This is a genomic window from Aromatoleum tolulyticum, assembly GCF_900156155.1.
GTDB lineage: Bacteria > Pseudomonadota > Gammaproteobacteria > Burkholderiales > Rhodocyclaceae > Aromatoleum > Aromatoleum tolulyticum.
The window spans coordinates 65322-89816 of sequence record NZ_FTMD01000004.1 but is presented as its reverse complement, the minus strand read 5'-3'; the positions used below and the strand labels follow the sequence as shown (position 1 = coordinate 89816).

The 24495-nt window shown below is 67.6% G+C and carries 28 protein-coding genes; 12 read left to right on the top strand and 16 right to left on the bottom strand.

Annotated features, from left to right (window positions below; all coding sequences use genetic code 11):
- Positions 1-120 precede the first annotated feature (120 nt).
- The 3 genes from BW991_RS07395 to BW991_RS07385 form a co-directional block, all read right to left on the bottom strand.
- Positions 121-996 (bottom strand): phosphoribulokinase, encoded by an 876-nt coding sequence (locus tag BW991_RS07395; RefSeq protein WP_076601457.1) that lies wholly within the window; start codon positions 994-996, stop codon positions 121-123.
- A 46-nt stretch (positions 997-1042) separates the two neighbouring features.
- Positions 1043-1312: a hypothetical protein gene (locus tag BW991_RS07390; protein WP_076601456.1), complete on the bottom strand. Its 270-nt coding sequence runs from the start codon at positions 1310-1312 to the stop codon at positions 1043-1045.
- Between the two features lie 65 nt (positions 1313-1377).
- Positions 1378-2187 carry an inositol monophosphatase family protein gene (locus BW991_RS07385; protein WP_076601681.1) on the bottom strand — a complete coding sequence of 270 codons (810 nt, stop codon included), beginning with the start codon at positions 2185-2187 and terminating at the stop codon, positions 1378-1380.
- Between the two features lie 179 nt (positions 2188-2366).
- Between BW991_RS07385 and BW991_RS07380 the strand changes: the two genes are divergently transcribed.
- The 5 genes from BW991_RS07380 (at position 2367) to BW991_RS07360 (ending at position 8175) form a co-directional block, all read left to right on the top strand.
- Positions 2367-3089 (top strand): 16S rRNA (uracil(1498)-N(3))-methyltransferase, encoded by a 723-nt coding sequence (locus tag BW991_RS07380; RefSeq protein ID WP_076601455.1) that lies wholly within the window; start codon positions 2367-2369, stop codon positions 3087-3089.
- A 12-nt stretch (positions 3090-3101) separates the two neighbouring features.
- The gene (gene pap, locus BW991_RS07375) at positions 3102-4589 is read left to right on the top strand and encodes a polyphosphate:AMP phosphotransferase (RefSeq protein WP_076601454.1); all 1488 of its coding nucleotides are present in this window, start codon (positions 3102-3104) and stop codon (positions 4587-4589) included.
- A gap of 195 nt (positions 4590-4784) precedes the next feature.
- On the top strand, positions 4785-6101 hold the full coding sequence (gene argA, locus BW991_RS07370; protein WP_076601680.1) for an amino-acid N-acetyltransferase: 1317 nt from the start codon (positions 4785-4787) through the stop codon (positions 6099-6101).
- Between the two features lie 58 nt (positions 6102-6159).
- The gene (locus BW991_RS07365; protein ID WP_170879064.1) at positions 6160-7899 is read left to right on the top strand and encodes a sensor domain-containing diguanylate cyclase; all 1740 of its coding nucleotides are present in this window, start codon (positions 6160-6162) and stop codon (positions 7897-7899) included.
- A gap of 3 nt (positions 7900-7902) precedes the next feature.
- Positions 7903-8175, top strand: coding sequence for an oxidative damage protection protein (locus BW991_RS07360; RefSeq protein WP_076601453.1), 273 nt, complete (start codon positions 7903-7905; stop codon positions 8173-8175).
- A 97-nt stretch (positions 8176-8272) separates the two neighbouring features.
- Here the strand turns inward: BW991_RS07360 and phoU are convergent, their stop codons facing one another.
- The 4 genes from phoU to BW991_RS07340 form a co-directional block, all read right to left on the bottom strand.
- On the bottom strand, positions 8273-8974 hold the full coding sequence (phoU, locus tag BW991_RS07355) for a phosphate signaling complex protein PhoU (RefSeq protein ID WP_076601452.1): 702 nt from the start codon (positions 8972-8974) through the stop codon (positions 8273-8275).
- 75 nt (positions 8975-9049) lie between these two features.
- The gene (rpiA, locus tag BW991_RS07350; RefSeq protein ID WP_076601451.1) at positions 9050-9718 is read right to left on the bottom strand and encodes a ribose-5-phosphate isomerase RpiA; all 669 of its coding nucleotides are present in this window, start codon (positions 9716-9718) and stop codon (positions 9050-9052) included.
- Positions 9719-9740: 22 nt separating this feature from the next.
- Positions 9741-10994: a molybdopterin molybdotransferase MoeA gene (moeA, locus tag BW991_RS07345; RefSeq protein ID WP_076601450.1), complete on the bottom strand. Its 1254-nt coding sequence runs from the start codon at positions 10992-10994 to the stop codon at positions 9741-9743.
- A 169-nt stretch (positions 10995-11163) separates the two neighbouring features.
- Entirely contained in the window at positions 11164-11793 is a 630-nt protein-coding gene (locus BW991_RS07340; RefSeq protein WP_076601449.1) for a c-type cytochrome, read from the bottom strand.
- Between the two features lie 121 nt (positions 11794-11914).
- Here BW991_RS07340 and yihA point away from each other — a divergent pair, with 121 nt between their 5' ends.
- Both yihA and hemB read left to right on the top strand, forming a co-directional pair.
- On the top strand, positions 11915-12565 hold the full coding sequence (gene yihA / locus BW991_RS07335; RefSeq protein WP_076601448.1) for a ribosome biogenesis GTP-binding protein YihA/YsxC: 651 nt from the start codon (positions 11915-11917) through the stop codon (positions 12563-12565).
- A gap of 195 nt (positions 12566-12760) precedes the next feature.
- Positions 12761-13777 (top strand): porphobilinogen synthase, encoded by a 1017-nt coding sequence (hemB, locus tag BW991_RS07330; protein ID WP_076601447.1) that lies wholly within the window; start codon positions 12761-12763, stop codon positions 13775-13777.
- A 27-nt stretch (positions 13778-13804) separates the two neighbouring features.
- Here the strand turns inward: hemB and BW991_RS07325 are convergent, their stop codons facing one another.
- The 3 genes from BW991_RS07325 to bioB are packed head-to-tail and all read right to left on the bottom strand — an operon-like array spanning position 13805 to position 16366.
- Positions 13805-14440, bottom strand: coding sequence for a pyrimidine 5'-nucleotidase (locus tag BW991_RS07325; protein ID WP_170879068.1), 636 nt, complete (start codon positions 14438-14440; stop codon positions 13805-13807).
- Positions 14441-14471: 31 nt separating this feature from the next.
- Entirely contained in the window at positions 14472-15365 is an 894-nt protein-coding gene (locus BW991_RS07320; RefSeq protein ID WP_076601445.1) for a methyltransferase domain-containing protein, read from the bottom strand.
- 14 nt (positions 15366-15379) lie between these two features.
- Complete coding sequence (gene bioB / locus BW991_RS07315) at positions 15380-16366, bottom strand: biotin synthase BioB (protein WP_425290207.1); 987 nt, start codon at positions 16364-16366, stop codon at positions 15380-15382.
- Positions 16367-16459: 93 nt separating this feature from the next.
- Between bioB and BW991_RS07310 the strand changes: the two genes are divergently transcribed.
- Positions 16460-17140: a ComFC family protein gene (locus tag BW991_RS07310; RefSeq protein ID WP_342067241.1), complete on the top strand. Its 681-nt coding sequence runs from the start codon at positions 16460-16462 to the stop codon at positions 17138-17140.
- Position 17141: 1 nt separating this feature from the next.
- Positions 17142-17609, top strand: coding sequence for a tRNA (cytidine(34)-2'-O)-methyltransferase (locus tag BW991_RS07305; protein ID WP_076601442.1), 468 nt, complete (start codon positions 17142-17144; stop codon positions 17607-17609).
- A 50-nt stretch (positions 17610-17659) separates the two neighbouring features.
- Here the strand turns inward: BW991_RS07305 and BW991_RS07300 are convergent, their stop codons facing one another.
- From BW991_RS07300 to BW991_RS07275, 6 genes are all read right to left on the bottom strand, one after another.
- On the bottom strand, positions 17660-18655 hold the full coding sequence (locus tag BW991_RS07300) for an NAD(P)H-dependent glycerol-3-phosphate dehydrogenase (RefSeq protein WP_076601441.1): 996 nt from the start codon (positions 18653-18655) through the stop codon (positions 17660-17662).
- Positions 18652-19098 (bottom strand): SH3 domain-containing protein, encoded by a 447-nt coding sequence (locus tag BW991_RS07295; RefSeq protein WP_076601440.1) that lies wholly within the window; start codon positions 19096-19098, stop codon positions 18652-18654. The genes BW991_RS07300 and BW991_RS07295 overlap by 4 nt, the downstream gene beginning before the upstream one ends.
- A 5-nt stretch (positions 19099-19103) precedes the next feature.
- Positions 19104-19571, bottom strand: a complete 468-nt coding sequence (secB, locus tag BW991_RS07290; RefSeq protein WP_076601439.1) for a protein-export chaperone SecB — start codon at positions 19569-19571, stop codon at positions 19104-19106.
- A 50-nt stretch (positions 19572-19621) separates the two neighbouring features.
- A complete protein-coding gene (gene grxC, locus BW991_RS07285; RefSeq protein ID WP_076601438.1) occupies positions 19622-19885 on the bottom strand; it encodes a glutaredoxin 3 in 264 nt (87 codons plus the stop codon).
- Between the two features lie 2 nt (positions 19886-19887).
- Positions 19888-20304 (bottom strand): rhodanese-like domain-containing protein, encoded by a 417-nt coding sequence (locus BW991_RS07280; RefSeq protein ID WP_076601437.1) that lies wholly within the window; start codon positions 20302-20304, stop codon positions 19888-19890.
- Positions 20305-20365: 61 nt separating this feature from the next.
- Positions 20366-20695 carry an ArsR/SmtB family transcription factor gene (locus BW991_RS07275; protein ID WP_076601436.1) on the bottom strand — a complete coding sequence of 110 codons (330 nt, stop codon included), beginning with the start codon at positions 20693-20695 and terminating at the stop codon, positions 20366-20368.
- A 159-nt stretch (positions 20696-20854) separates the two neighbouring features.
- On the opposite strand from BW991_RS07275, the gene gpmA reads away from it, so the two are divergent.
- The 3 genes from gpmA to BW991_RS07260 all read left to right on the top strand — a co-directional run bounded on the left by gpmA (position 20855) and on the right by BW991_RS07260 (position 24482).
- On the top strand, positions 20855-21604 hold the full coding sequence (gene gpmA / locus BW991_RS07270) for a 2,3-diphosphoglycerate-dependent phosphoglycerate mutase (RefSeq protein ID WP_076601435.1): 750 nt from the start codon (positions 20855-20857) through the stop codon (positions 21602-21604).
- Positions 21605-21672: 68 nt separating this feature from the next.
- Entirely contained in the window at positions 21673-23037 is a 1365-nt protein-coding gene (locus tag BW991_RS07265) for a murein hydrolase activator EnvC family protein (protein ID WP_244551635.1), read from the top strand.
- A 44-nt stretch (positions 23038-23081) separates the two neighbouring features.
- Complete coding sequence (locus BW991_RS07260) at positions 23082-24482, top strand: S41 family peptidase (RefSeq protein ID WP_076601433.1); 1401 nt, start codon at positions 23082-23084, stop codon at positions 24480-24482.
- The last annotated feature ends 13 nt before the right edge of the window (positions 24483-24495 follow it).

The following is a 24495-nucleotide window of genomic DNA, read 5'->3' as shown; positions in this document are numbered from 1 at the left end:
GAAAAGGCCGGATTATCGCCGATAAAAGGGGGGCTTGTGTAGCGTCTGCTGCGCTGCAAAATGCGCCAAGCCCCTGTGCGCTCAGGCCAAATATCGTGCCGGCGCGCGTCCCGCGGGGCTTCAGATCGCTTCGCGCCGGCGCTCCATCAGCTTCCAGATCAACGGCGTGAGGATGAGTTGCATCGCCAGATCGAGCTTGCCGCCGGGGATCACGATGCTGTTCGCGCGTGACATGAAGGCGTCGTGGATCATGCGCAGCAGGTAGGGAAAATCGACGCCGCGCGGGTCCTTGAAGCGGATCACGACCATCGACTCGTCGAGCGTGGGCACTTCGCGCGCGATGAAAGGGTTGGACGTGTCGACCACCGGCACGCGCTGGAAGTTGATGTGCGTGCGCGAAAATTGCGGGACGATGTAATGCACGTAGTCGTACATCCGTCGCAGGATCGTGTCCTGCACCGCCTCGGGCGAGTAGCCGCGCTCGCGCGTATCGCGGTGCAATTTCTGGATCCATTCGAGGTTGATCGTCGGTGCGACGCCGATCAGGAGATCGACGTGGCGGGCGACGTCGACCTTGTCGGTCACGAGTGCGCCGTGCAGTCCTTCATAGAACAGGCAGTCGGTCCCGACGGGGAGATCCTCCCATTCCGCGAAGCTGCCCATCGGCAAGCCCGTGCGCGCCGCGCGCTCGGCGTCGTGGATATAGCTGCGGTGGCGCCCGGTCGCGGACTTGCCGTAGGCGCGGAACAGCGCTTCCAGTTCCTCGACGAGGTTCGCCTCGGGGCCGAAATGACTGATGCCCCGCAGACCCGCCCGTTCCGCTTCCTCGATCAGCTTCGTCATTTCGTCGCGCGTGTAGCGGTGGAAGCTGTCGCCCTCGACGATGGCCGCATTCACGTTCTCGCGATGGAAGATCGCCTCGAAGGTGTGCTTGACCGTCGTGGTGCCGGCGCCCGACGAGCCGGTGACGGCGATGATGGGATGTTTGGTCGACATGGTGGTTGCCGTTGCGGGGAGGTCGTGGGCGCGCGCTGCGCGGCTGTCATGCGTCGGTGAGGCGGGAGCCCCTGCTGCGGGCGGAATGGACGCGGTGCGCGGCGACGACCAGCACGTGCACTTCCTCGAAGGAGAGTTCGGGGTAATGGTCGCGCAGCACGCGGTAGGCGAGGTGGTCGAGCGTCGAGTTGCCCCATCGGTTCTCCCGCGCGAAGAAGGGCATGATCAGCTCGCACGCCTCGATGAAGATGTCGCGCACGCGGTGATGCGAGCGGCGTTCCTGCAGGCCCGATGGCGCGGAAGGGGGCGAAGTCATGACTCGGTTCCGGGAGCGTGGCGACGGGGGATCATGGCGGGGATCGTGGGATTCGAAGCGGGCGGTCAGGAGTGGGCGCTTACCCAGTTGCGCCAGTCCGTGAACAGCCCCGGGTTGGCGGCCGCGATCACGCCGCGCTTGATCGACGGTCCCGCGATCAGGGTCCCCCCGTCCAGCGCGCTCGCCATGCCGCCCGCCTCATCGAGGATCAGCTTGCCGGCCGCGTAGTCCCACAGCATCTGCCCGCCATGCACATACACGTCCAGCCGTCCGGCGGCGACGAAGCACCATTCGAGGGCGCTCGAGCCGAAATTGCGCTGCGAGAAATACGGCGGCCGCACCGCGAGCTCGTCGCCCAGGTGGTGGCTGATGCGCTTGAAGTCGATGCCCGCCACCGCATCCGACAGATGTGCGGCCGCCGCGCGCAGCGGCAGTTCGACTCCGTTCAGGAAGGCGCCGGCACCTTTGGCGGCGTAGAAGGATTCGTCGGTGACGGGGTTGTAGACGACGCCGAAGCGCGGTTCGTGATTCACCAGATAGGCGATCGAGACGGCGAAGAAGGGAATGCCGTTGGCGAAATTCGTCGTGCCGTCGATGGGGTCGATGCACCACAGGCCGCGTCGTCCGTCGCTCCACAGGTGTGCCTGTTCCGCGGCGCTCATCTCTTCGCCGAGCACGGCGCCGGGTACGAGCTTGGGCAGTTCCTCGGAAAAGCGGCGTTGCGATTCGAGATCGGCCTCGGTGAACAGCGTGCCGTCCGCCTTGCGGTTGCGCGCGGTCTTGAGGTAGCGCGGCAGGATCACCTCGCGGGCGACGTCGCGCACCAGCGATTCGAGCGCCCGCGCCTGCGCGAGCCGTTGGCTGGCGGTGGGCATCAGCAGCGCCCCGCGGTCATGCGCCGGGTGATGTTTGCGGGCGCACGCGCCGGCGCATTCCTGCGTGCCGTGTCGGCTGGCGCAGGGGTGGCGCATGAAGGGCGGTCGGGAACACTGGAAATCATGGCCGTGCCGGGCGCAGGTCTCGCGGGGATGCAGTGTCCTTATAATACACCACGATGATTTCGCGCTTCTTTTACCCCCTTCCGCTGCCGGCTGCCGGCGAGATCCAGTTGCCCGAGGCGCTGGCCCATCATGCTGCGCGCGTGCTGCGGCTGCGCGACGGCGATCCTGTCATCCTGTTCGACGGCACGGGCGGCGAGATGCCGGCCGTACTGCGTCTGCGCGGCAAGCTGTGCTTCGCCGAACTGCACGAGCGGAGCGAGGTCGAGCGCGAATCGCCGCTGCGGCTGGTGCTGGTGCAGGCGCTGGCGAGCGGCGACAAGATGGACTGGATCGTGCAGAAGGCGGTCGAGCTCGGTGTTGCCGCCGTCGTGCCGGTGCAGGCGGAGCGTTCCGTGCTGCGGCTTGCCGGCGAGCGCGCGGCCAAGCGTGTCGAGCACTGGCAGCAGGTCGCGGTGTCGGCGTGCGAGCAGAGCGGACGCAACCGCGTACCGGTCGTCGCGCCGATCTGCGGTTTGCGCGACTACCTCGCCCGCCCCTGCGAGGGGGTGCGCCTGACCCTCGATCCGACCGCCACGCAGCGTCTGCTCGACGCCGGGCGTCCGGCGGGGGAAGTGCACTTGCTGATCGGCCCGGAAGGGGGCTGGTCCGACGACGAACTCGCGGCCTGTCGCAGCGCGGGCTGCTCCGGCATGGGGCTGGGGCCGCGCGTGCTGCGCACCGAGACCGCGGGGCTTGCCGCGGTCGCCGCGCTGCAGGCGGTGTGGGGCGATTTTTGAGGAGACCGGGCGATGTTCGAATCGGCTGAACTGGGTCACAAGGTCGACAAGGATGAATACGACGCGGCCGAACCGGAGCTGCGCGCGCAACTGCTCGATGCGCAGTTCGATCTCCTCGAAGCGAAATCCTTCGCCGTTGTCGTGCTGATCAACGGCATCGACGGTGCGGGCAAGGGCGAGACCGTGAATCTCCTCAACGAATGGATGGATCCGCGCCACATCCAGACGCTGGCCTTCGATTCGGCGACCACGGACGAGGCCGAGCGCCCATTCATGTGGCGTTTCTGGCGCGCGCTGCCGCCGCGCGGGCGCATCGGCATCCTGTTCGGCAACTGGTACACCGACCCGATGCGCGAGCGCGTCGAGAAGGTCTCGAAGAAGGCCGACCTCGACCAGCGCCTCGACGAGATCAACCGCTTCGAGGCGATGCTGGTGCGCGAGGGAGTGCTGCTGCTCAAACTGTGGTTCCATCTGTCGAAGGACGGGCAGCGCAAGCGGCTCAAGGCGCTGGAAAAGGATCCGCGCACGCGCTGGCGGGTCACCGATCAGGACTGGCATTCCTACGAGCGCTACGACCGCTACCGCGAGGTGGCCGAACACACGCTGCGCCATACCAGCACCGGCGAGGCGCCGTGGATGATCGTGGACGGCTCCGATCCCTGCTATCGCGAACTCTTCGTGGCGCGCGCGCTGCGCGACGCGTTGCGCAAGCGCCTCGACGCCAGCGCGCGCCGCTGGGTGGCGCGCCAGACGGCGCCCCCGCTGCCGCCCGCGCCCGACGCACGCAACCTGCTCGGCAGCCTCGTGCTGCGGCAGCCACTGGACAAGAAGGAATACCAGGAACTCCTCGAGCGCTATCAGGGGCGGCTCGCGCTGCTCACGCGCGACGAGGCCTTCCGCGGCCGCTCGCTCGTGCTCGTCTTCGAGGGCGCGGATGCCGCAGGAAAGGGCGGCACGATACGCCGCGTCACCGCCGCGCTCGACGCGCGCCAGTACAACGTCGTGCCGGTGGCCGCGCCGACCGAAGAGGAGCGCGCCCAGCCTTACCTGTGGCGCTTCTGGCGGCATCTGCCGCGCCAGGGCAGGGTCGCGATCTTCGATCGCTCGTGGTACGGCCGCGTCCTCGTCGAGCGCGTGGAGGGCTTCTGTTCGGAGGCGGACTGGATGCGCGCGTACTCGGAGATCAACGACTTCGAGGACCAGCTGGCCGATGCCGGGGCGGTGGTGGTCAAGTTCTGGCTGCAGATCGGCAAGGACGAGCAGCTGGAACGATTCCGCGAGCGCGAGGCGGAGGCGCACAAGCGCTTCAAGATCACCGCCGAGGACTGGCGCAATCGCGAACGCTGGGACGACTACGCCCACGCCGTGTGCGACATGGTCGACCGTACCAGTACCGAGACCTCGCCGTGGACCCTGGTCGAGGCGGACAACAAGCTCTTTGCCCGCATCAAGGTGCTGCGCACGCTGTGCGAGCGGCTCGAGTCCGCACTGCGACGCTGACGATCGGGGCCGCCCGCCGATGCCCCGATCGCGTGCGGAGCTCGCACCGCGATGCGCCCTGTATTCCGCTAGAATGGACCGGGCACGCGTGCCCTGCGCGGCACCCGGCGAGTTTTCCGATTTCCTGATGGTGACGATTTGAGCGGCAACTCCAACCCCGGCTCCAACCCCAATCCGAATCCCGCGGCATCCGACATCGCGGCGTCGACGGAGCAGTTCGTCGCCTGGGTGCGCGGGGCCGCGCCCTACATCCATGCCTTTCGCGGGCGCACCTTCGTTCTCGCCTTCGGCGGGGAAGTGGCCGCCGGCGCGCGCGCCCAGAGCCTTGCCTACGATTGCAACCTGCTGGCCGCGCTGGGCATCCGCCTCGTGCTCGTGCATGGCGCACGGCCGCAGATCGAAGCCGAGCTCGCGCGCCGCGGACTCGAGCCGCGCTATCACAACGGGCTGCGTGTCACCGACGGCGATGCGCTCGAATGCGTGAAGGCTGCGATGGCGGTGACGCGGCTCGAAGTCGAGGCGCTGCTGTCGCAGGGGCTGCCGAATACGCCGATGGCAGGCAGCTACATGCGCGTGACGGGCGGCAACTTCATCACGGCCCGCCCGGTCGGGGTCGTCGACGGCGTCGACTACCAATACACGGGCGCCGTGCGCAAGATCATCGCCGAGGAGATCAACGCCGACCTCGACCAGCAGAACGTCGTGCTGATTTCGCCGATGGGCGTGTCGCCGGCGGGCGAGATCTTCAACCTCAGCATGGAGGAGGTCGCCGAGGCGGTCGCCGTCGCGCTGAAGGCGGAGAAGCTGATCTACCTGTGCGATGCCCCGGGCTTGCTGGATGCGGATCAGCGCCTGATCGATTCGGTGACCGCCGACGAGGCCGAGCGCATGTTCAACGCCGGCGAAGGGCTCACCGAGGATCTCGACCTCTACCTGCCGTGCGCGATCCGCGCGGTGCGCCGCGGCGTGGCGCGCGTGCATCTCATCGACCACGACAAGGACGGCGGCCTGCTGCTGGAGTTCTTCACCCACGCCGGGGTGGGCACCGTCGTGTCGCGCGATCCGCTGTTCCGCCTGCGCGACGCGAGTTTCGAGGATGTCGCCGCGCTGGTTGCGCTGATTTCGCCGATGGAGGCGGATGGTACGCTGGTGCGACGCGGGCGCGAACTGCTGGAGCAGGAGATCGACCGCTTCTCGGTCGTCGAGCACGACGGCGTGCTGGTCGGCTGTGCGGCGCTGTACCCGTTTTCCGACGAGCGTGCCGCGGAACTCGCCTGCCTTGCCGTCACGCCCGAGTACCGCCGCGCGGGGCTTGGCGACCAGCTGCTGCGCCGCATCGAGGAGCGCGCGCGCAAGCAGCGCCTCGAGCGCCTGTTCGTGCTCACGACGCGCACCGCGCACTGGTTCCGCGAGCGCGGTTTCAGCGAGATCGGTCCCGAGGCGCTGCCGCAGAAGAAGCGCGAGCTGTACAACTACCAGCGCCGCTCGAAAGTGTTCGTGAAGAAGCTATGACGGACGCGCGCGCATGGTCCGGCCGATGGTGTGCGTGCGGCATGCGTGCGGAGGCCTCGTGAGCGCAAAGGAAGCCCCTTCGCGGGCTGCGCCGGTATTCGCGGGCGCGGCGGGAGCCCTCCTGGCGGGACTTGGCGCGCTCGCCGGTGCGCACTTCGGCGTTGCGGGTGACTGGGGCCTGCTGGCCGTCGTGCTCTTCGCGGCAGGGGGGCTGGGTGCCGCGGCCACGCTTATATACGTCAATGCGGCGGTTCGCCGGCAGACGGGCGGCGACGCGGCGATCGTGTCGCGGCTCGACGCGCTGGACGCCGTCGTCCATCTTTCCGCCGGCGCCAGGGCCGGCGAGCCGGCGACCGACCATGCGAAGCGGCTGGATGCGGTTGCGGTCGGCGTGTCCCGCCTGCGCGAAATCGCCGAAGGCGTGCATGGCGTCGAGGCCCTGTTCGACATGCGCGGGCGCCTGACCTGGATCAGTCCGTCAATCGAACGGCTGACCGGCTGGAATCCCGCGGCGTGCCTCGAGGCGCCCGATGCGCTCGCCCTGCTGGTGCACGAATCCGACCGCCGCTATTGCCAGCGTATGGCGCAGCGCGTCGCCGAGGGAAGCCCGGGCGAGGACTTCGAGATGCGCCTGTTGCGCGAAGATGGCCACATCTGCTGGGTCGCGTGCCACTGGCGGCCGCTCGGCCGGGAAGGCGGGCAGCCGGCCGGCCTCCGGATGTCGGCCGAGGACATCCAGGCGCGCAAGGAGGCCGAATACAAGCTCCTCGAAACCGTCACCGAGCTGCGGCGGGCACAGGCGCTGCGCGAGCGCTACCTGGCGCGCTCGAACGACGAGCGCCAGCGCCTGTCCGCGCTGCTCAACGTCATCCGCCTGGGCATCCTGTTCATGGACCGCGATCACCGCGTGCTCTATTACAACCGTGCGATGCTCGACATCTGGGGTTTTCCGCCCGACGAGAACCTCATCGGCATGCGCGACGTGGTGCTGCAGAGCCGCGTCGCCGAGCTGATCGAACAGCCCGAGGCCTACTTCGAGCACATCGAGGCGGTGCTGCGTACCTATGTCGTCAGCGAACCCCACGAAGTGAATTTCAAGGATGGTCGCATCGTCACGGACATCGCTGCGCTGGTCGAGGCCGTGCAGGGGCGCCGCGGCATCGGGCGGGTGTGGATCTACGAGGACGTCACCGAACAGCGCCGCACCGCGCAGCGTCTGGTCGAACTGGCGGAGCACGATCCGCTGACCGGCCTCTACAACCGCCGGCGCTTCCACGAGGAGCTCGACCGGCAGCTCGCCGAAGCCTCGCGCCGCGGCAGCCAGGTCGGGCTCGTGGCGATCGATCTCGACGGCTTCAAGCCGATCAACGACGAGTTCGGCCATCAGGCCGGCGACGAGGTGCTGGTCGCCCTGGCGGAAAAGGTCGGCGACGTCATCCGCCGCAACGAGATGTTCTGCCGCCTGGGCGGCGACGAATTCGGCGTCGTGGCGCCCGATGCGGGCGAGGGCGAACTGTGCGAGCTGGCGCGCCGTATCATCGAAGTGATCGAGGGGCTGCGTTTCGATTTCGGCGGGCGCACCGTGGGCATCACCGCGAGCCTCGGCATCGCGATCTACCCGCGCCACGCCCACGCTGCCGAGCAGCTGATCGCGGCGGCCGATCAGGCCCTGTACCGCTCGAAGAGCGGCGGCCGCGATCAATGGACCATGGCGGAGAGCTGCGCGGGCGAATCCGCTAGAATGAGGCCCACCGAACCCGATGAACCCGATGAACCCGATTGCAGAAGAGAGGACTGAACGATGGCCCGTATGGTCAATTGCATCAAGCTTGGTCGCGAGGCGGAAGGGCTGGACCTGCCCCCGGTTCCCGGCGCGCTCGGAAAGCGCATCTTTGACAACGTCTCGAAGGAAGCCTGGCAGCAGTGGGTCAAGTACCAGACCATGCTGATCAACGAAAACCGCCTGAACCTGATGGATGCGCGTGCGCGCAAGTACCTGTCGGAGCAGATGGAGAAGCATTTCTTCGAAGGCGGCGCCGACCAGGTCGGCGGCTACGTCCCGCCGGCGCAGTGAGCGTCCGCCGCGCAATGCGGCGTGACTGAACGAAAAAGGGATGGCCGCGGCCATCCCTTTTTGCATCGCCCGCCGCCGCAGGGCGGCGTGATGGCCGTCAGTTGGGGCCGGAAGCGCGCTCCAGCGCCTCGACACCCTCGTGGCGCACGTCGCGGCCCTTGACCATGTACACGACGTACTCGGAGAGGTTCTTGGTGTGGTCGCCGATACGCTCGATCGACTTGGCGATGAACAGCACGTCCAGCGAGCGCGTGATCACGCGCGGATCTTCCATCATGTAGGTGATCAGCTGGCGCATGATCCCCTTGAAGATCGCATCGACCTCCTTGTCGCGCCGCACGATGTCGGGCGACGCCGTCGGGTCCATGCGGGCGAAGGCATCGAGGGCGCCCTGCAGCATCTCGACGACCATCGACGACACGTGGCGCAGCTCCACCTTGGGGACGAAGGCGGCGTCCGAGTCGATGATCTGGCGGCCGGCCTTGGCGATCTTCTTGGCCTCGTCGCCGATGCGCTCGAGGTCGGTGATCATCTGGATCATCGTCATGACCATGCGCAGGTCCCCGGCGGCGGGGGCATGGCGCGCGATGACGTGGATGCAGGCATCGTCGAGCGCGACTTCCTCGTCGTTGACCTTGCGGTCATCCGCGATGACCTGTTCCAGCAGTTCGTGGTTGCCCGTCCCGAGCCCTTCGATCGCACGCGTCAGCTGCTGGGCCACCAGGCCGCCCATTTCCAGCAGGCGCTTGCGGATGGCTTCCAGCTCGTTGTCAAACTGCGTGTAGGTGTGCTTGCTCATTTTCATGTTCCGGTCCCGAGAGAGCGCGAGGCTAGCAGGCGAATGTGACGGAAATATTGCACCGATGGTTGCGGCTCAGGAGCTCGCGGCGACGCGCCGCTCGACGCCTGTCGGCGTGGCCAGCAGCAGCAGGTCGGCGCCGCGCAGCGCAAACAGGCCGTTGGTGACGACGCCGGTGATCTGGTTGATCTCCGTTTCCAGGGCTTGCGGCTCCGGAATGCGCAGGCCGTGCACGTCCAGGATCAGGTTGCCGTTGTCGGTCACGAAGCCCTCGCGCAGCACGGGGCGTCCGCCGATGCGGGCGAGGCGACGCTCGACGTAGGCGCGCGCCATCGGGATCACCTCCACGGGCAGCGGGAAGGCGCCCAGGCAACTGACGAGCTTCGACTGGTCGCAGATGCACACGAAACGTTCGGCAACCGCGGCGACGATCTTCTCGCGCGTCAGCGCGCCGCCGCCGCCCTTGATCATCGCGAAGCCGCCGTCGATCTCGTCCGCCCCGTCCACGTAGAGTTGCAGCTCGGTCACGCCGTTGAGGTCGATCAGCGGAATGCCGTAGCCCTCGAGCCGGCGGGCGCTCGCGTCCGAACTCGACACGGCACCGGCGATGCGCCCGCGCATGTCCGCCAGACCGTCGATGAAGTGATTGACCGTCGAGCCCGTGCCGACGCCGACGATCATGCCGTCCTCGACGTAGTCCAGTGCCGCGTGCGCCGCGGCCTTCTTCAGTTCGTCCTGATTCATTGGGTATTCCTGTGGGTGGGTCTTACACGAGGCCGTCGAAGATCTGCACCTGCACCGTCTCGCCGGCGAGGACGTCGCCACGCTCTTCCGGCAGCACGATGAAGCAGTTGGCTTCCGACATCGAACGCAGCACGCCCGAACCCTGCGCGCCGGCAAGCCGCACCGTCTGGCGGCCGTCGACGAGGGTCAGGCGGCCACGCATGAATTCGCGTCGTCCGGGCTGCTTGCGGATGGTTTCCGCGCACACCACGTCGAACAACGCCGGCTCGGGCAGCGGCGAGACGCCGGACAGGGCTTGCAGGGCGTCCTGGACGAACTGGTAGAAGGTCACCAGCACTGCAACCGGATTGCCGGGCAGGCCGAACAGCCACGCATCGCCGACGCGTCCGAAGGCCATCGGCCGTCCGGGCTTGATGTCGATCTTCCAGAACGCGACCTCGCCGAGGCGATTCACGAGCTCGCGGATGAAGTCCGCTTCCCCCACCGACACGCCGCCGCTCGTCAGGATCACGTCGGCGTTCACCGACGCGTCGCGGAAGGCCGTTTCCAGCGCCTGCGGGTCGTCGCGCACGACGCCCATGTCGATGAGATCGCAACCCAGGCGTGAGAGCGCGCCGAAGAGCGTGTAGCGGTTGCTGTCGTACACCTCGCCGGGCGCGAGCGGCTTGCCGATTGACGCGAGCTCGTCGCCGGTGGAGAAGAAGGCCACGCGCAGGCGACGGCGCACGGCGACCTCGGCGATGCCGAGCGAGGCGATGAGGCCCAGTTCGGCCGGTCCGCAGCGCTTGCCCGCGGGCAGGGCGACGCCGCCCAGTGCCAGGTCCTCGCCGGCGCGGCGCAGGTTCTGTCCGGCGCGCTGTCCCGCGGGAACATGCACCTTGCCGTCGGCGGCGCGCGTCACTTCCTGCACGACGATCGTGTCGGCGCCTTCGGGAATCGCCGCCCCGGTCATGATCCGGACGGCCTGCCCGGCGCCGACGATGCCCGAGAAGGGCTTGCCCGCAAACGCCGTGCCGACGACGGTCAGGGTAGTCTCGCCCTGCGGCGCGAGGTCGACGTGGCGCACCGCATAGCCGTCCATCGCCGAGTTGTCATGAGCCGGCACGTTGCACGGCGCAATCACGTCCTCGGCGAGCACGCGCCCGAGGGCGCTGCGGACATTTACGCGCTCCCATCCGCCGACCGGCGTCAGCCGGTCGAGAATGGCCCGCCTCGCCTCGGCAGCGGTGTAGTTTGGAGCGCGGGCGGAGGTCGGGCTCCCGGGGTTCTGTGCCATGGTTTTCGTTCCTGGACGCGGCATTCGCTCGATCGTGGGAAAGGCGCATTATCGTCCGATCTTGCGCGCCGTGCGAAGGGCGGGCGCGAGGGCGACGCACGCAGCCGGCGCACGAAATGAAAAGGGGTGGCCATGCCACCCCTTTCGAGACCGCTGCGGCGCTGGACGATCAGCGCAGGCCGGCGGCGTAGTCGGCGACCGCCTTCATTTCCGGATCGGTCATCTTCAACGCGATGGTCTGCATCATTTGCGCCGGGTCGTTCTTGCGCACGCCGTCGCGGAAGGCCTTCAGCTGGGCCTCGGTGTAGTCGGCATACTGGCCCGCGATGCGCGGGAACTGCGCCGGCAGGCCGGCGCCGGCGGGGCCGTGGCAGCCGGCACAGGCGGGAACGCCCTTGGCCGGGAGGCCCGCACGCCAGATGTTCTGGCCGAGCTTGGCGAGGTCCGGGTTCTTGGCCGAATCGGGTTGCAGCGTCTGCGACGAGAAGTGGAGGGCGAGCGCCTTCATGTCCGCTTCCTCGAGCGCCGCGACCATGCCGCCCATGATCGGGTTCTCGCGTTCGGCGGGCTTGCCGTTCCAGCCCTTGAAGTTCTTCAGCTGCTTGAAGAGGTAGTCGGAATGCTGGCCAGCCAGTTTCGGGTTGACCGGAATCGGGCTGTTGCCGTCGGCGCCGTGGCACCCGACGCAGAGGGTTTCTGCAGTCTGTTTCGCCTTGGCGAGGTCGGGGGCCGCCTGGTCCTGGGCATGAAGGCCGCCCGTAACCAGCAGCAGCGAGAGCAGCAGGGAACGCTTGATCATGGTGTCCTCAGAAAGCCGTGAGTGGTTATCGCAAACGCGGTATTCTATAACAGCTGGCCCGATTTGCGCGATGCAATGTAGGCTGTCCGGCATAACCATCCGCGTTTTCGCCTCCCTTCCGATGTCCCTCTTCCGCAACGCAAAATTCGAGATTTCCATAGCAAAACCGGGCGATCTGCCGGTTCCGGACGGGGCCGAGATCGCTTTTGCCGGCCGTTCGAACGCCGGCAAGTCGAGTGCCATCAATACGCTTGCCGACCATACGCGTCTCGCATATGTGTCGAAGACGCCCGGGCGCACGCAGCTGATCAACTTCTTCCGTCTCGATTGCGGCGCGATTCTGGTCGACCTCCCCGGCTACGGCTACGCCAAGGTGCCCGAGGCGATCCGCCGGCAGTGGGTGAGCCTGCTGGAGAACTACCTGCGCCAGCGTCAGAGTCTCGTCGGGCTCGTGCTGATCATGGATTCGCGCCATCCGCTGACGCCGCTGGACCGCCAGATGATCGACTGGTTCCTGCCGAGCGGGCGGCCGATTCACGTGCTGCTGACGAAGGCCGACAAGCTCACGCGCAACGAGGCGGCGGCCACGCTGGCCGCGGTGCGCCGCGAACTGGCGCCGCTGGGAGCGCAGATCACGGCCCAGCTGTTCTCGAGCCTGAAGAAGGTCGGGGCGGAAGAGGTCGAACACACCGTGGCGGGCTGGCTGAACCTGCCGACGGAAGCGCTGCCCGCGATTCCCGCGACGGCGCGCCTGGGTGGTGCCGGAAAATAAAAGACCCCGGGCCAAAGGGGATAAAGCCCGGGGTCAAACGCCTTAACGGGATTAAGGCACCCGCTCAGGGAGGTGAAGCGGGGGACGGCTCGTCACCATCCGGACTTTCAGAGTAAATGGACTTTGAATAAGTTCCCACCCGAATTCGTTACCTTATGTTTCGTGTCGATTAACTGAACTGGAGCTGGATCGAACATGCGTCCCACCGGAATTTTTCCCGCGACCCGCATGCGGCGGATGCGCCGCGACGAATTCTCCCGCCGCCTGATGCGCGAATCGCGCCTGTCGGCCGACGACCTGATCTACCCCGTGTTCGTGCTCGAGGGCAACAACGTCACGCAGGCCGTGCCGTCGATGCCGGGCGTGACGCGGGTGTCGCTCGACAAGCTGCTGCACGTTGCCGAAGAGGCGGTGTCGCTGGGCGTGCCCGCGCTGGCCCTGTTCCCGGTGATCGAAGCCGTCGGCAAGACCGACGGTGCCGAAGAGGCGTGGAACCCGGACGGTCTCGTGCCGCGCGTCGTGCAGGCGCTGAAGGCGCGCTTCCCGGAACTCGGCGTGATCACCGACGTCGCGCTCGATCCCTACACCAGCCACGGCCAGGACGGGTTGATCGACCCGGATGACCCGCGCGGCTACGTGCTCAACGACGAAACGCTCGAGGCGCTCGCGAAACAGGCGCTGTGCCATGCACAGGCGGGGGCCGACGTGGTCGCGCCGTCCGACATGATGGATGGCCGCATCGCGCGCATCCGCGCCGAGCTCGACCGCGACAATCGCATCTACACGCGCATCCTCGCGTATTCGGCGAAGTACGCGTCGAGTTTCTACGGGCCCTTCCGCGACGCGGTGGGTTCGGCCGGCAACCTCGGCAAGGGTAACAAGTACACCTACCAGATGGATCCGGCGAACACCGACGAGGCGATCCGCGAGGTCGCCCTCGACATCGCCGAGGGTGCCGACATGTTCATGGTCAAGCCGGGCATGCCCTACCTCGACATCGTCCGTCGCGTGAAGAGCGAGCTGCAGGTGCCGACCTACGCCTACCAGGTGAGCGGCGAGTACGCGATGCTCAAGGCGGCGATCGCCAATGGCTGGCTGGCGGAAGAGGCGTGCGTGATGGAGGCGCTGCTGTCGTTCAAGCGTGCCGGTGCCGACGGCATCCTGACCTACTTCGCGCTCGATGCGGCGCGCTGGCTGAAGGACGCCGGCTGAGGTCGGGCGTATCCGGCCCCGGTATCCCTACCGGGGCAGCAGGCGGCCGGCCGCGCGACGCAGATCGAGGATCGATGCGATCCTGACGTCGACATAGGCCGGCCTCTTTACGTTGCGGCCGACCAGCACCGTCTTCATGCCCAGCCGGCGGGCGGTGCGCAGGTTGTCGGCGGAATCCTCGACCAGGATGCAGCGTTGCGGCCGCAGCCGCAGATCGTGCAGCAGGTGGCGGAAGGCGCGTGCCTGCGGTTTCGGGTGGAAGCGCATCTGCTCGATGCCATAGACCGCGGCGAAATGCCGGCGCATCCCCATTGCTTCGAGGACGGCGCCGGCGTAGCGTTGCGGTCCGTTCGAGAACACGATCTTGCGCCCGGGCAGGCGGCGCAGCAACGCGCCGAGTGCGCGGTCGAAGACCATCATCGCGTGCAGCCGTTCGAAGCGGTGCGTTTCCGCGAGGAAGTGGTGCGGATTCACGCCGTGGTGGCGCATGAGACCGGTCAGCGTCGCGCCGTAGCGTCGCCAGTAGCGCACCCGCAGGGCGTTGGCGTCCTCGTCGCTCAGCGCGAGGTGCCGCGCGAGGTAGGCCGTCATGCTCACGTTGATGTGCGGGAAGATGTGCGCGCTGGCGTTATGCAGCGTGTTATCCAGGTCGAAGAGCCACACCGGGCCTGCGCACGGTCTGCCCACGTCTATCTCAACCCTTGGCGGGGCGCGGCTGGAAACGGACGATGGCGCGGCCGTCGTCGCTCGTCTTCGGCTGGGCCTTCCACGCATGGCCCTGCACGATCTCGAAGGTTGCGGGCAGGCGACCATCCCGGCGCAGCGCCTCGAAGGTCTGCCGGGCGGCTTCCCAGCCGCCTTTCCCCGCCAGGCCGCGCGGGCGCGCGACGCTTGCATTGGCGCAGCCCGACAGGCGCAGGTCGCGCAGCAGTTCGTCGAGGTCCGCGTAGGTCAGCGTCAGCACTTCCATGTCCATCACGGGGTCGGAAAAACCGGCCTGTACCAGGGCGTCGCCCAGGTCGTGCATGTCGATGAAGCGGTGCACGCGCTCGCCCTGAGCGGCGGGCAATGCGGCGCGCAGCTCGCGCAGCGTGTCCGGGCCCAGCGTCGAGAACATCAGCATGCCGTCCACTTCCAGCACGCGATGCACTTCGCGCAGCGCCGGAAGCGGGTCGGCGAGCCAGTTGAGCATCAGGTTGGACCACACCAGCGACATGCTGGCGCGCGCAAAGGGCAGGGCGGCGGCGTCGGTACAGGCGAGCGTGGGCCCCTGGGGCCTTCCCAGGGCGCGCAGGCGGTCGAGCAGGCCGCGCGCGCCACGCGCGCGGGCGAGCATGGGCAGCGCGAAGTCGGCGCCGACGCGATGCGCCGCCGGGAAACGGCGGCCGAGCCCATCGAGGTCGGCTCCGGTGCCGCAGCCGAGGTCGAGGATGCGCTTCGGTTCGATGCGGATGTAGTCGAGCCGCTCATCCATGCGCCGCGCGACCTCGCGTGCGAGCACGGCAACCTCGTCGCAGGTTGCCGCCGCGCGCCCGAAGCGCCGGATCAGGAGTGTGCGGTCGAGCGCGAAGTCTGCGTCGCCGGCCATCCCGTGCGGACCGCTCAGATCGGGCGCAGGCCGAGGCGGGCGAACAGCTTCTCGTCGCGGTCGGCTTCGGGGTTGTCCGTGGTCAGCAGGCGCTCGCCGTAGAAGATCGAATTCGCGCCGGCCATGAAGCACAGGGCCTGCATCTCGTCGCTCATCTGCTCGCGGCCCGCGGACAGGCGCACGAAGCTGGTCGGCATCATGATGCGCGCCGCGGCGATCGTGCGCACGAATTCGAACGGGTCGAGCTTTTCGGCTTCGGCAAGCGGGGTGCCGGGGATCGCGACGAGGTTGTTGATCGGCACCGACTCCGGCGGACGGTCCAGGTTCGCGAGCTGCACGAGCAGGCCAGCGCGGCCGCTGCGGCCTTCGCCCATGCCGATGATGCCGCCCGAGCATACGTTGATGCCGGCATTGCGCACCTGGTCGATGGTGTCGAGGCGGTCGGCGAGAGTGTGCGTCGTGATCACCTTGTCGTAGTATTCGGGCGCGGTGTCGACGTTGTGGTTGTAGTAGTCGAGGCCGGCGTCCTTGAGCTGCTGCGCCTGGTCGCCCTTGAGCATGCCCAGGGTGACGCAGGTTTCCATGCCCAGCGCCTTCACCTCGCGCACCATCGCGAGGACCGTCTCCATCTCGCGCTCCTTGGGCCCCTTCCATGCGGCGCCCATGCAGAAGCGGCTGGATCCCTTGGCCTTCGCCGCCTTGGCCTTCTCGACGACCTCGGCGACCGCCATCAGCTGCTGGCGGTCGAGACCGGTCTTGTAGCGGGCCGACTGCGAGCAGTAGCTGCAGTCCTCGGAACAGCCGCCGGTCTTGATCGACAGCAGCGTGGAGCGCTGCACGGCATTGGCGTCGAAGTTCTCGCGGTGCACCTGCTGGGCGCGGAAGACGAGGTCCATGAACGGCATTTCAAACAATGCTTCGGCCTCGGCGACGCTCCATTGCTTGCGGGCGGCGGCGTTGGCGGCGGGCTGGGTTTCGAGGTTGCGGCACGCGGAAGTCATTGTCATGAAAGCAGTTCCGGGATGTAATGCGAAGCTTCCCATATTCGTTCATTCGGCGAAAACTTGTCAAACGTACTTCACCGTATGGAGGCGATGGCGCGAATCCTCGCGGCGCGGCTCATGCCGAACGAGTGCTTCGTGTGCGGCCAGGGGGCCGGCTCCGCGCTGGTTTGCGGGGCGTGCCGCGAGGGCCTGCCACGGCTGGCGACGGTCTGCCCGGTGTGCGCGATCCCGTCCGGCGAAGACCTGATCTGCGGCAGTTGCCAGCGCGCGGCGCCCGCCTTCGACGCGACGGCGGCGGCCTTGCCCTACGTGTTTCCGGTCGACCGCCTCGTTCAGGCGCTGAAATACGGACGACGGCTGGCGCTGACGCGCTTCCTCTCCGGCCTGCTGGAACCGCTCGCGCCGCCGCAAGGGGCTGCGGTCGTGGTGCCGATGCCGCTCCACCCGGGGCGCCTGCGCGAGCGCGGCTTCAACCAGGCTGCCGAGATCGCGCGACCGCTCGCCCGTGCCTGGGGGCTGCAGCTCGAGACTGGTGCAGTTGAGCGCATCCGCGACACGGCGCCGCAGGCCTCGCTGCCGTGGCTCGAGCGGCGGCGCAACATGCGCGGCGCCTTCCGTTGCCACGGCTCGTTCGAAGGCAGGACCGTGGTGGTCGTCGATGACGTGATGACCACCGGTGCAACGCTCGACGAACTCGCGCGCACGTTAAAATCGCACGGCGCAGCCCGCGTAGTGAACCGGGTCGTCGCGCGTACTCCATCGCCGGTCTGAAATGCTCGACATCGTCCTCTACCAACCCGAAATTCCGCCCAACACGGGCAACTCCATCCGTCTCGCTGCCAATACGGGCGCCCACCTGCATCTGGTCCGGCCGCTCGGTTTCGACCTTTCCGACCGGCAGCTCGCGCGCGCAGGCCTCGATTACCACGACCTCGCACGTGTCAGCGTGCACGACGATTTCGACGCGTGCTGCCGCGTCCTCGCCGGACGGCGCATGTTCGCGCTGAGCACGAAAGGGGAGCAGCGTTACGACAAGGTCGAGTACCGCGAAGGGGATGTGCTGCTGTTCGGGCGGGAAACCAGCGGCCTGCCCGCGGACGTGCTGTCAAAGCTGCCGCAGGGGAGCATGCTGCGCATCCCCATGTGTCCGTCGAACCGCAGCGTGAACTTGTCGAATGCGGTCGCGGTCGTCGTGTTCGAGGCGTGGCGGCAGCTGGGATTCGCGGGCGCGGCGCGGTAGGGAAGGTTGCCGCGGGCCGGCGATCGGGCAGGCGCGGGCAGCTGCCCGGCCTATTCCTGGCGCGGTTCGCGCGACAGCAACTGCTCGACGACTTCGCGCGGACCCAGGCGGTTGCCGTGGAGCAGCTCGTCGACCGCGGCGCACAGGGGCATGTCGACGCCGCGACGGGCGGCGAGGCTTGCCACCTCGCGTGCGGTGGATACGCCTTCGGCGACATGTCCCAGTTCGTGCAGGATCTCGGGGAGGGTCTTGCCCTGCGCGAGTGCGAGTCCGACGCGGCGGTTGCGCGACAGGTCGCCCGTGCAGGTCAGGATGAGGTCGCCCATGCCGGCCAGGCCCATCAGCGTGTCGGCGCGGCCGCCGAGTGCCGTGGCAAGGCGCGCGATCTCCGCGAGCCCGCGCGTGATCAGTGCCGCGCGCGCATTGAGGCCGAAGCCCATGCCGTCGGAAACCCCGGCGGCAATCGCCAGCACGTTCTTGATCGCGCCCCCGATCTCGGCGCCGACGACGTCGCTGTTGGCGTACATGCGCAGCCGCGGCTGGTGCAGCTTGTGCACCCACTCCCGGGCGAAATCGATGTCCGCCGCCGCCAGTGTGACCGCCGTCGGCATTCCGCGGGCGACTTCCGCGGCGAAGCTGGGGCCGGTCAGCACGCCGCAGGGCGCGTCCGCGCCGAGTTCCGCCGCGACGATCTCGTGCGGCAGGCGTCCGCTGCCCGCTTCCAGTCCCTTGCACGCCCAGATCAGCGGCGTGCGCGCCTGGATGTCGTGCAGGCGGCGTGCGGTCTGGCGCAATCCGGCGAGCGGCGTGACGACCAGATGAAGGTCGGCGTCGCGTGCCGCGGTCTCGAAATCCGATGTCAGTTCGAGCGCCTGCGGCAGCGGCACGTCCGGAAGGTAGCGGGCGTTGACGCGCGCCGCGGCGAGCGTGGCGATGTGGTCGGCGTCGCGCCCCCACAGGATCACGCGATGCTGCGCCGAGAAAGCCAGCGCCAGCGCGGTACCCCATGCGCCGGAGCCGAACACGGCGATGCGGGTCGGGTTCAAAGCCCCCAGACCTCCGTTACGCGGACGAAGCCGTTCGCGCCGTCCTTGTGGCGCACGGGGAGCCAGCCCTCGCTCGCGTTTCCGGTGACTTCGAGGACCACGTCCTTGGCGCTCTCGAACGCGACCGGCGCATCGGCCGCGGGGCGCTGGCGCGCCACGGCGCGGGCGCTCGTCACCATCACCGTGCGCTTGTCGGACAGGGCGCGGCGGTCGATCCAGTTGATCGAGCCGCCCGCGTCGCGCACCTTGGCCCACTTGTCGAGGCTTACGACCACTTCGAGCGGCGTGCCGGGCGCGACGATGAACAGCCGCTTGCCCTTGTCCGACGGCGAGTCGTACAGGATGGTCGGTTCCGCAACCGAGCGGTATTCGATCGCGTGCGCGCCCGCCGCCGGCAGGGCAAGGGCGGCGGCGAGTGCGATGCAGCGGAGCTGGGTGCGCATCGGGATTACTGGATCGGCAGTTCGCCCGGCTCGCGGGCTTCGGATTGCTGCTGCTGCGCCTGGTACAGCGCCTCGAAATTGACCGGGGCCAGCACCACGGGCTGGAAGCCCGCACGCGTGATCGCGTCCGAGATCGCCTCGCGCGCATACGGGAAGAGGATGTTCGGGCAGCCGATCATCGTCACCGGTTCGAGGTCGCCTTCGGGAATGTTGCGGATCTGGAAGATGCCGCCCTGGGCAACCTCGACGAGGAACACGGTGCGTTCGTCGGCGAGCTTGGCCGAGACGGTGACCGTCAGCGTGACTTCGTAGACGCCTTCGTCGACGCCGCTCGCCTCGGTGCGCAGTTGCACGTTGATCTGCGGATTCTCGCGCTCGAGGAAGATGCGCGGGGCGCCGGGCACTTCCAGGGACAGATCCTTCACGTAGAGCTTTTCGATCGAGAAGACGGGGGCTTGAGCGTTATCGGACATGTGAGTGCCTGAGGAATATTGAAAAGGGTGAAAGGGAAGGGGAAAGGGGCTCAGGCCTGCTGCAGCAGCGCGTCGAGCTTGCCCTGGTGTTCGAGTTCGTAGAGGTCGTCGCAGCCGCCGACGTGCGTATCGCCGATGAAGATCTGCGGCACGGTGCGGCGCCCGGTGAGGCCGATCATTTCGTCGCGGCGGGCAGGGTCCTGATCGACGCGGATCTTCTCGATGTCCTGCACGCCCTTGCGCCGCAGCAGCTGCTCAGCGCGCACGCAGTAGGGACACACTGCCGTGGCGTACATGCGGATCTTCGCTTGCATCGTCATTTCCTCTTGCGGCTGAGCGGCTGGCCCGCCTTCTCCCATTCGGCCAGGCCGCCGCGCAGGTTGAAGATCTTTTCGAAGCCGGCCTTCTTCAGGGTGGCGAGGGCCGCCGCGGAGCGGTTGCCCGTGGCGCAGCACAGGATGATGGGGCGGTCCTTGAACTTTTCCAGCTCGCCGCTGCGGCGCTCGAGTTCGGCGAGCGGGATATGGCGCGCGTTCGGAATGTGGCCGCCGGCGAATTCGCCCTGCTCGCGCACGTCGATGAGTTGGGCATCCTCGCGGTTGATCAGAAGGGTCGCCTCGACGGGCGAAAGCTGCGACTTGTCGCCCTGGCTGCGCGCGAGGTCGAACAGCAGCCATGCGCCGCTTGCTGCCGCGAGCGCGGCCCAGTACCAGTTTTGCTGCAGGAATTCCACGTAGATTTACTCCGTTTTCTTTTCTTGTCGTGTGGCGGGCGTGGCACCGCCCGCCCGGCTGTCAGTTCCGGCCGGGCTGGTCGTTGCAGAACACTTCGCGCATCAGGGCGATGAGCTGAAGCGTGCGTTGGTCGCAGATGCGGTAATAGACGCGGTTTGCATCCTTGCGGGTCTGCAGCACGGCCTTGTCGCGCAGGATCGCGAGATGCTGCGAGATGTTGCTTTGCGAGGTCCCGACCGCCTCGACGATGTCCTGGACGCACACCTCGTTCTCGCCCAGCACGCACAGGATCTTCAGGCGCAGCGGGTGGGCGATGGCCTTGAGCGCGCGCGCAGCGGTTTCGATGTGCTCGTGCTTGTCGATGAGATCGATGATGGTCTTGGTGTCCACGATGGCGGGAAGTGCAGATCAGGCGAGTAGTATAAAATACCGCGGCCCGTAAAAGCGTGCCATCGGTGCCTCCGTGCGCAGTCAGGCCCTTCGGGGCGTCTGCATGGTGCCGGCAGGGGGCGCAGGCCCTCTTCGCTCCCAACACATCTCTGAGCGCTCATGTACAGAATCGTTCTGCTCCGTCACGGCGAATCGACCTGGAACCAGGAAAACCGCTTTACCGGCTGGACCGACGTCGATCTTACCGAGAAGGGCGTCGAGGAGGCGCGCGCCGCGGGCCGGCTGCTCAGGCGCGAGGGCTACACCTTCGACCTCGCCTTCACCTCGGTGCTCAAGCGTGCCAACAAGACGCTCAACCTCGTGCTCGAGGAACTCGATGCGCTGTGGTTGCCGGTCGAGCATTCGTGGCGCCTGAACGAGCGCAGCTATGGCGCGTTGCAGGGCGCGAACAAGGCCGACACCGCAGCCCGGTTCGGCGAGGATCAGGTGCTGGCGTGGCGCCGCTCGTACGATGTTGCGCCGCCGCCGCTGGCCGAGGGCGATGAGCGCCTGACGATGAACGATCCGCGCTATGCGTCGCTGCCGCGTGCTCAGTTCCCCCGCACCGAATGCCTGAAGGATACGGTGGTCCGGTTCGTGCCGTACTGGGAAACCGTCATCGTTCCGCAGATACTGGCCGGTCGCCGCATCCTGATCGCGGCGCACGGCAACAGCCTGCGTGCCCTCGTCAAATATCTCGATAACGTCCCGGACGAGGACATCGTCGGCCTCGAGATCCCGATGGCGCAGCCGCTGGTGTATGAGCTGGACGCCAATCTGCGTCCGATCAAGAGCTATTACCTGGCCGACGAGGAGACGATCCGCGCGGCGCAGGCCGCGGTGGCTGCCCAGGGCAAGGCCAGGAGCTGAGACTGCAATTGCCGATGAACGGGAATCTGCGACTGCGTAGCCTGCGTCTTGCGCTTGGTGCGTGCGTCATGCTTGCGGTGGCAGTTGCGCACGGGGCCGACAGCCCGGAAGTTGCGCAGAAGCGTACCGACCTCGAGGAGGTGCGGCAGCGCATCCGCGATCTGCAGAAGGAGATCGCCGATACCGAGGAGTCGCGCTCGAGCGCGTCGGAGGAACTCGCGGAGGCCGAGCGGGCCGTTTCGCGGGTGCAGCGCGAGCTGCAGCAGCTTGCCTCGAACCGCGCCGCGGCGGAAAAGAACCTCGCCGTGCTGGAGGCCGAACGGCAGGCGGTCGAGGAACGCATCGTCTCCCGCCAGTCCGAACTCGCGGACTGGCTGCGGCGGCATTACGTGCATGGCGCAGCCGGCGGCGTTGCCCCCTTCCTGTCGACGCGCGACCCGAACCAGCTCGCGCGCGATGCGTACTATCTCGAATATCTCGGCAAGGCCCGTCTTGAACTGATCGAGACCCTGCGCACCGACCTCAAGGAAAAGAACCGCCTGGGCGAGGCGATCATCGCACGCCGGGACAGGCTGGTCGCGCTCGAGACCGAGCAGCAGGCGCGGCGCAAGGAGCTCGAGGCCGTGCAGGCGCGGCGCAAGGAGGCCGTGACCGGCCTCGCGGAGCAGTTGCGCTCGCAGCGCAAGGAGGAGCGGACCCTGCGCCAGGACCAGGAGCGCCTCGGGCGGCTGGTCGCGGTGCTGGCCCGGCGTGCGGCCGAGCGCGAAGCGGCGCGCGCCGCCGCCGCGGCGAAGGCGGCACGCGAGCAGGCGGTGCGTGAGCTGGCCGCGCGGGAAAAGGCTTCACGCGAACAGGCTGCGCGGAACGACTCCGCCGGGGATACGGCCGCACCGACTTCCGGCGCGGCGCTCGCCGCGAGCGGGGCTGCCGCCGAGGCCGCCCGGGAGCACCGGCAGACTCGTCCGGCGCCTGCCCGGTCCGAGCCGGTCGTCGGCGAGATCCGCCAGTCGGCCGGGCCGACTCCCACCGGCGTGAGCTTCGCGCAGTTGCGCGGCAAGATGAGATTTCCGGTGCGTGGAGAACTCGTGGGGCGATTCGGTGCTCTAAGGGCGGAAGGCGGAACGACGTGGCGGGGAGTCTTCATCCGTGCGGCGGGGGGCTCGCAGGTGCGCGCCGTGGCAGCCGGGGAGGTGGTCTTTTCGGACTGGTTGCGCGGATATGGCAACCTGATCATCGTCGATCACGGCGGCGACTACCTGACGATCTACGGCAACAACGATGCGCTGCTCAAGGAGCTCGGCGACGACATCACCGGCGGCGATGCGATTGCCAGCGTGGGCGCCAGCGGAGGCGGCAGCGAATCGGGTTTATACTTTGAAATCCGTCATCGGGGGCAGCCGCTCGATCCCCTGAAGTGGGTGCAGTTCAACTAGATTTTCCGGCGTGGGCCGGGCGACGTTTCCTCGATGGAGTGCTCATGCGCAACAAGCTTCAAAAAGCAGGATTGGTGATGACCGGCGTGGTGGCCGGCGTGCTGATCAGCCTCAATTTTTCCGCCAGCGCCGACAAGGCCACGCAGGCCCCCCTGCCGGTGGAAGAGCTGCGCGCGTTTGCCGACGTCTTCAACGCGATCAAGCAGGGCTACGTCGAGCCGGTCGAGGACAAGAAACTCATCAATCACGCCATCAGCGGCATGCTTAGCGGGCTCGACCCCCACTCCGCCTATCTCGACGCCGAAGCCTACAAGGAGCTGCAGGTCGGCACGCACGGCGAGTTCGGCGGCCTGGGCATCGAGGTCGGCATGGAAGACGGCTTCGTCAAGGTCATCTCGCCGATCGAGGACACGCCGGCCTATCGTGCCGGGGTGAAGGCGGGCGACCTCATCGTCAAGCTCGACGACACGCCGGTCAAGGGCATGAACCTGAATGACGCGGTCAAGCGCATGCGCGGCAAGCCGAAGACCGACATCACGCTGACGATCGCGCGCAAGGGCGAGCAGAAGCCCGTCGTGCTGAAGATCACCCGCGAGGTGATCAAGGTCCAGAGCGTCAAGTCCAAGGTCGTCGAGCCGGGCTATGGCTACCTGCGCGTCGCGCAGTTCCAGGAAAATACCGCGCAGGCGGTGGTGGAGCACCTCGGCAAACTGGCCAAGGGCAACGAGCTGAAGGGCCTGGTCCTCGACCTGCGCAACGACCCGGGTGGCCTGCTGCACGGCGCTGTCGGCGTTGCCGCCGCCTTCCTGCCGAGCAATACGCTGGTGGTGTCCACCGACGGCCGCACCGAGGACGCGAAGCGCGAATACCGCGCGAGCCCCGAGGACTACCTGCGCGGCACGCGCGAGGATTTCCTCAAGACGCTGCCGCAGGGCGCGCGCACGCTGCCGATGGTGGTGCTCGTGAATGCCGGTTCCGCGTCGGCGTCGGAGATCGTCGCGGGCGCGTTGCAGGACCACAAGCGCGCAGTGGTGATGGGCACGCAGACTTTCGGCAAGGGGTCCGTGCAGACCATCCTGCCGCTCAACGCCAGCACCGCCATCAAGCTGACGACCGCGCGCTACTACACGCCGAGCGGCCGTTCGATCCAGGCCAAGGGCATCGAGCCGGATATCGTCGTGGAGGAGAGCGCCAACGGCTCCTCGCGCCGTCTGCGCGAGGCCGATCTGGACGGACACCTCGGCAACGACAAGGATCCGGACGCCGAACGCAAGGCCAAGGCGGCGAGCCAGCAGCCGGCGGGCGAAGGCAGCAAGGCGCCGGCCGGTGACGACGAGGCGGCGTCGCCGCACCGTTTCGAGTTCGCCGGCAAGGATGATTATCAGCTTGGCCAGGCAGTGAATCTTCTCAAAGGCCTGCAGATCGTCCAGAATAAAAAACAATGAGCCGATAAGGCCT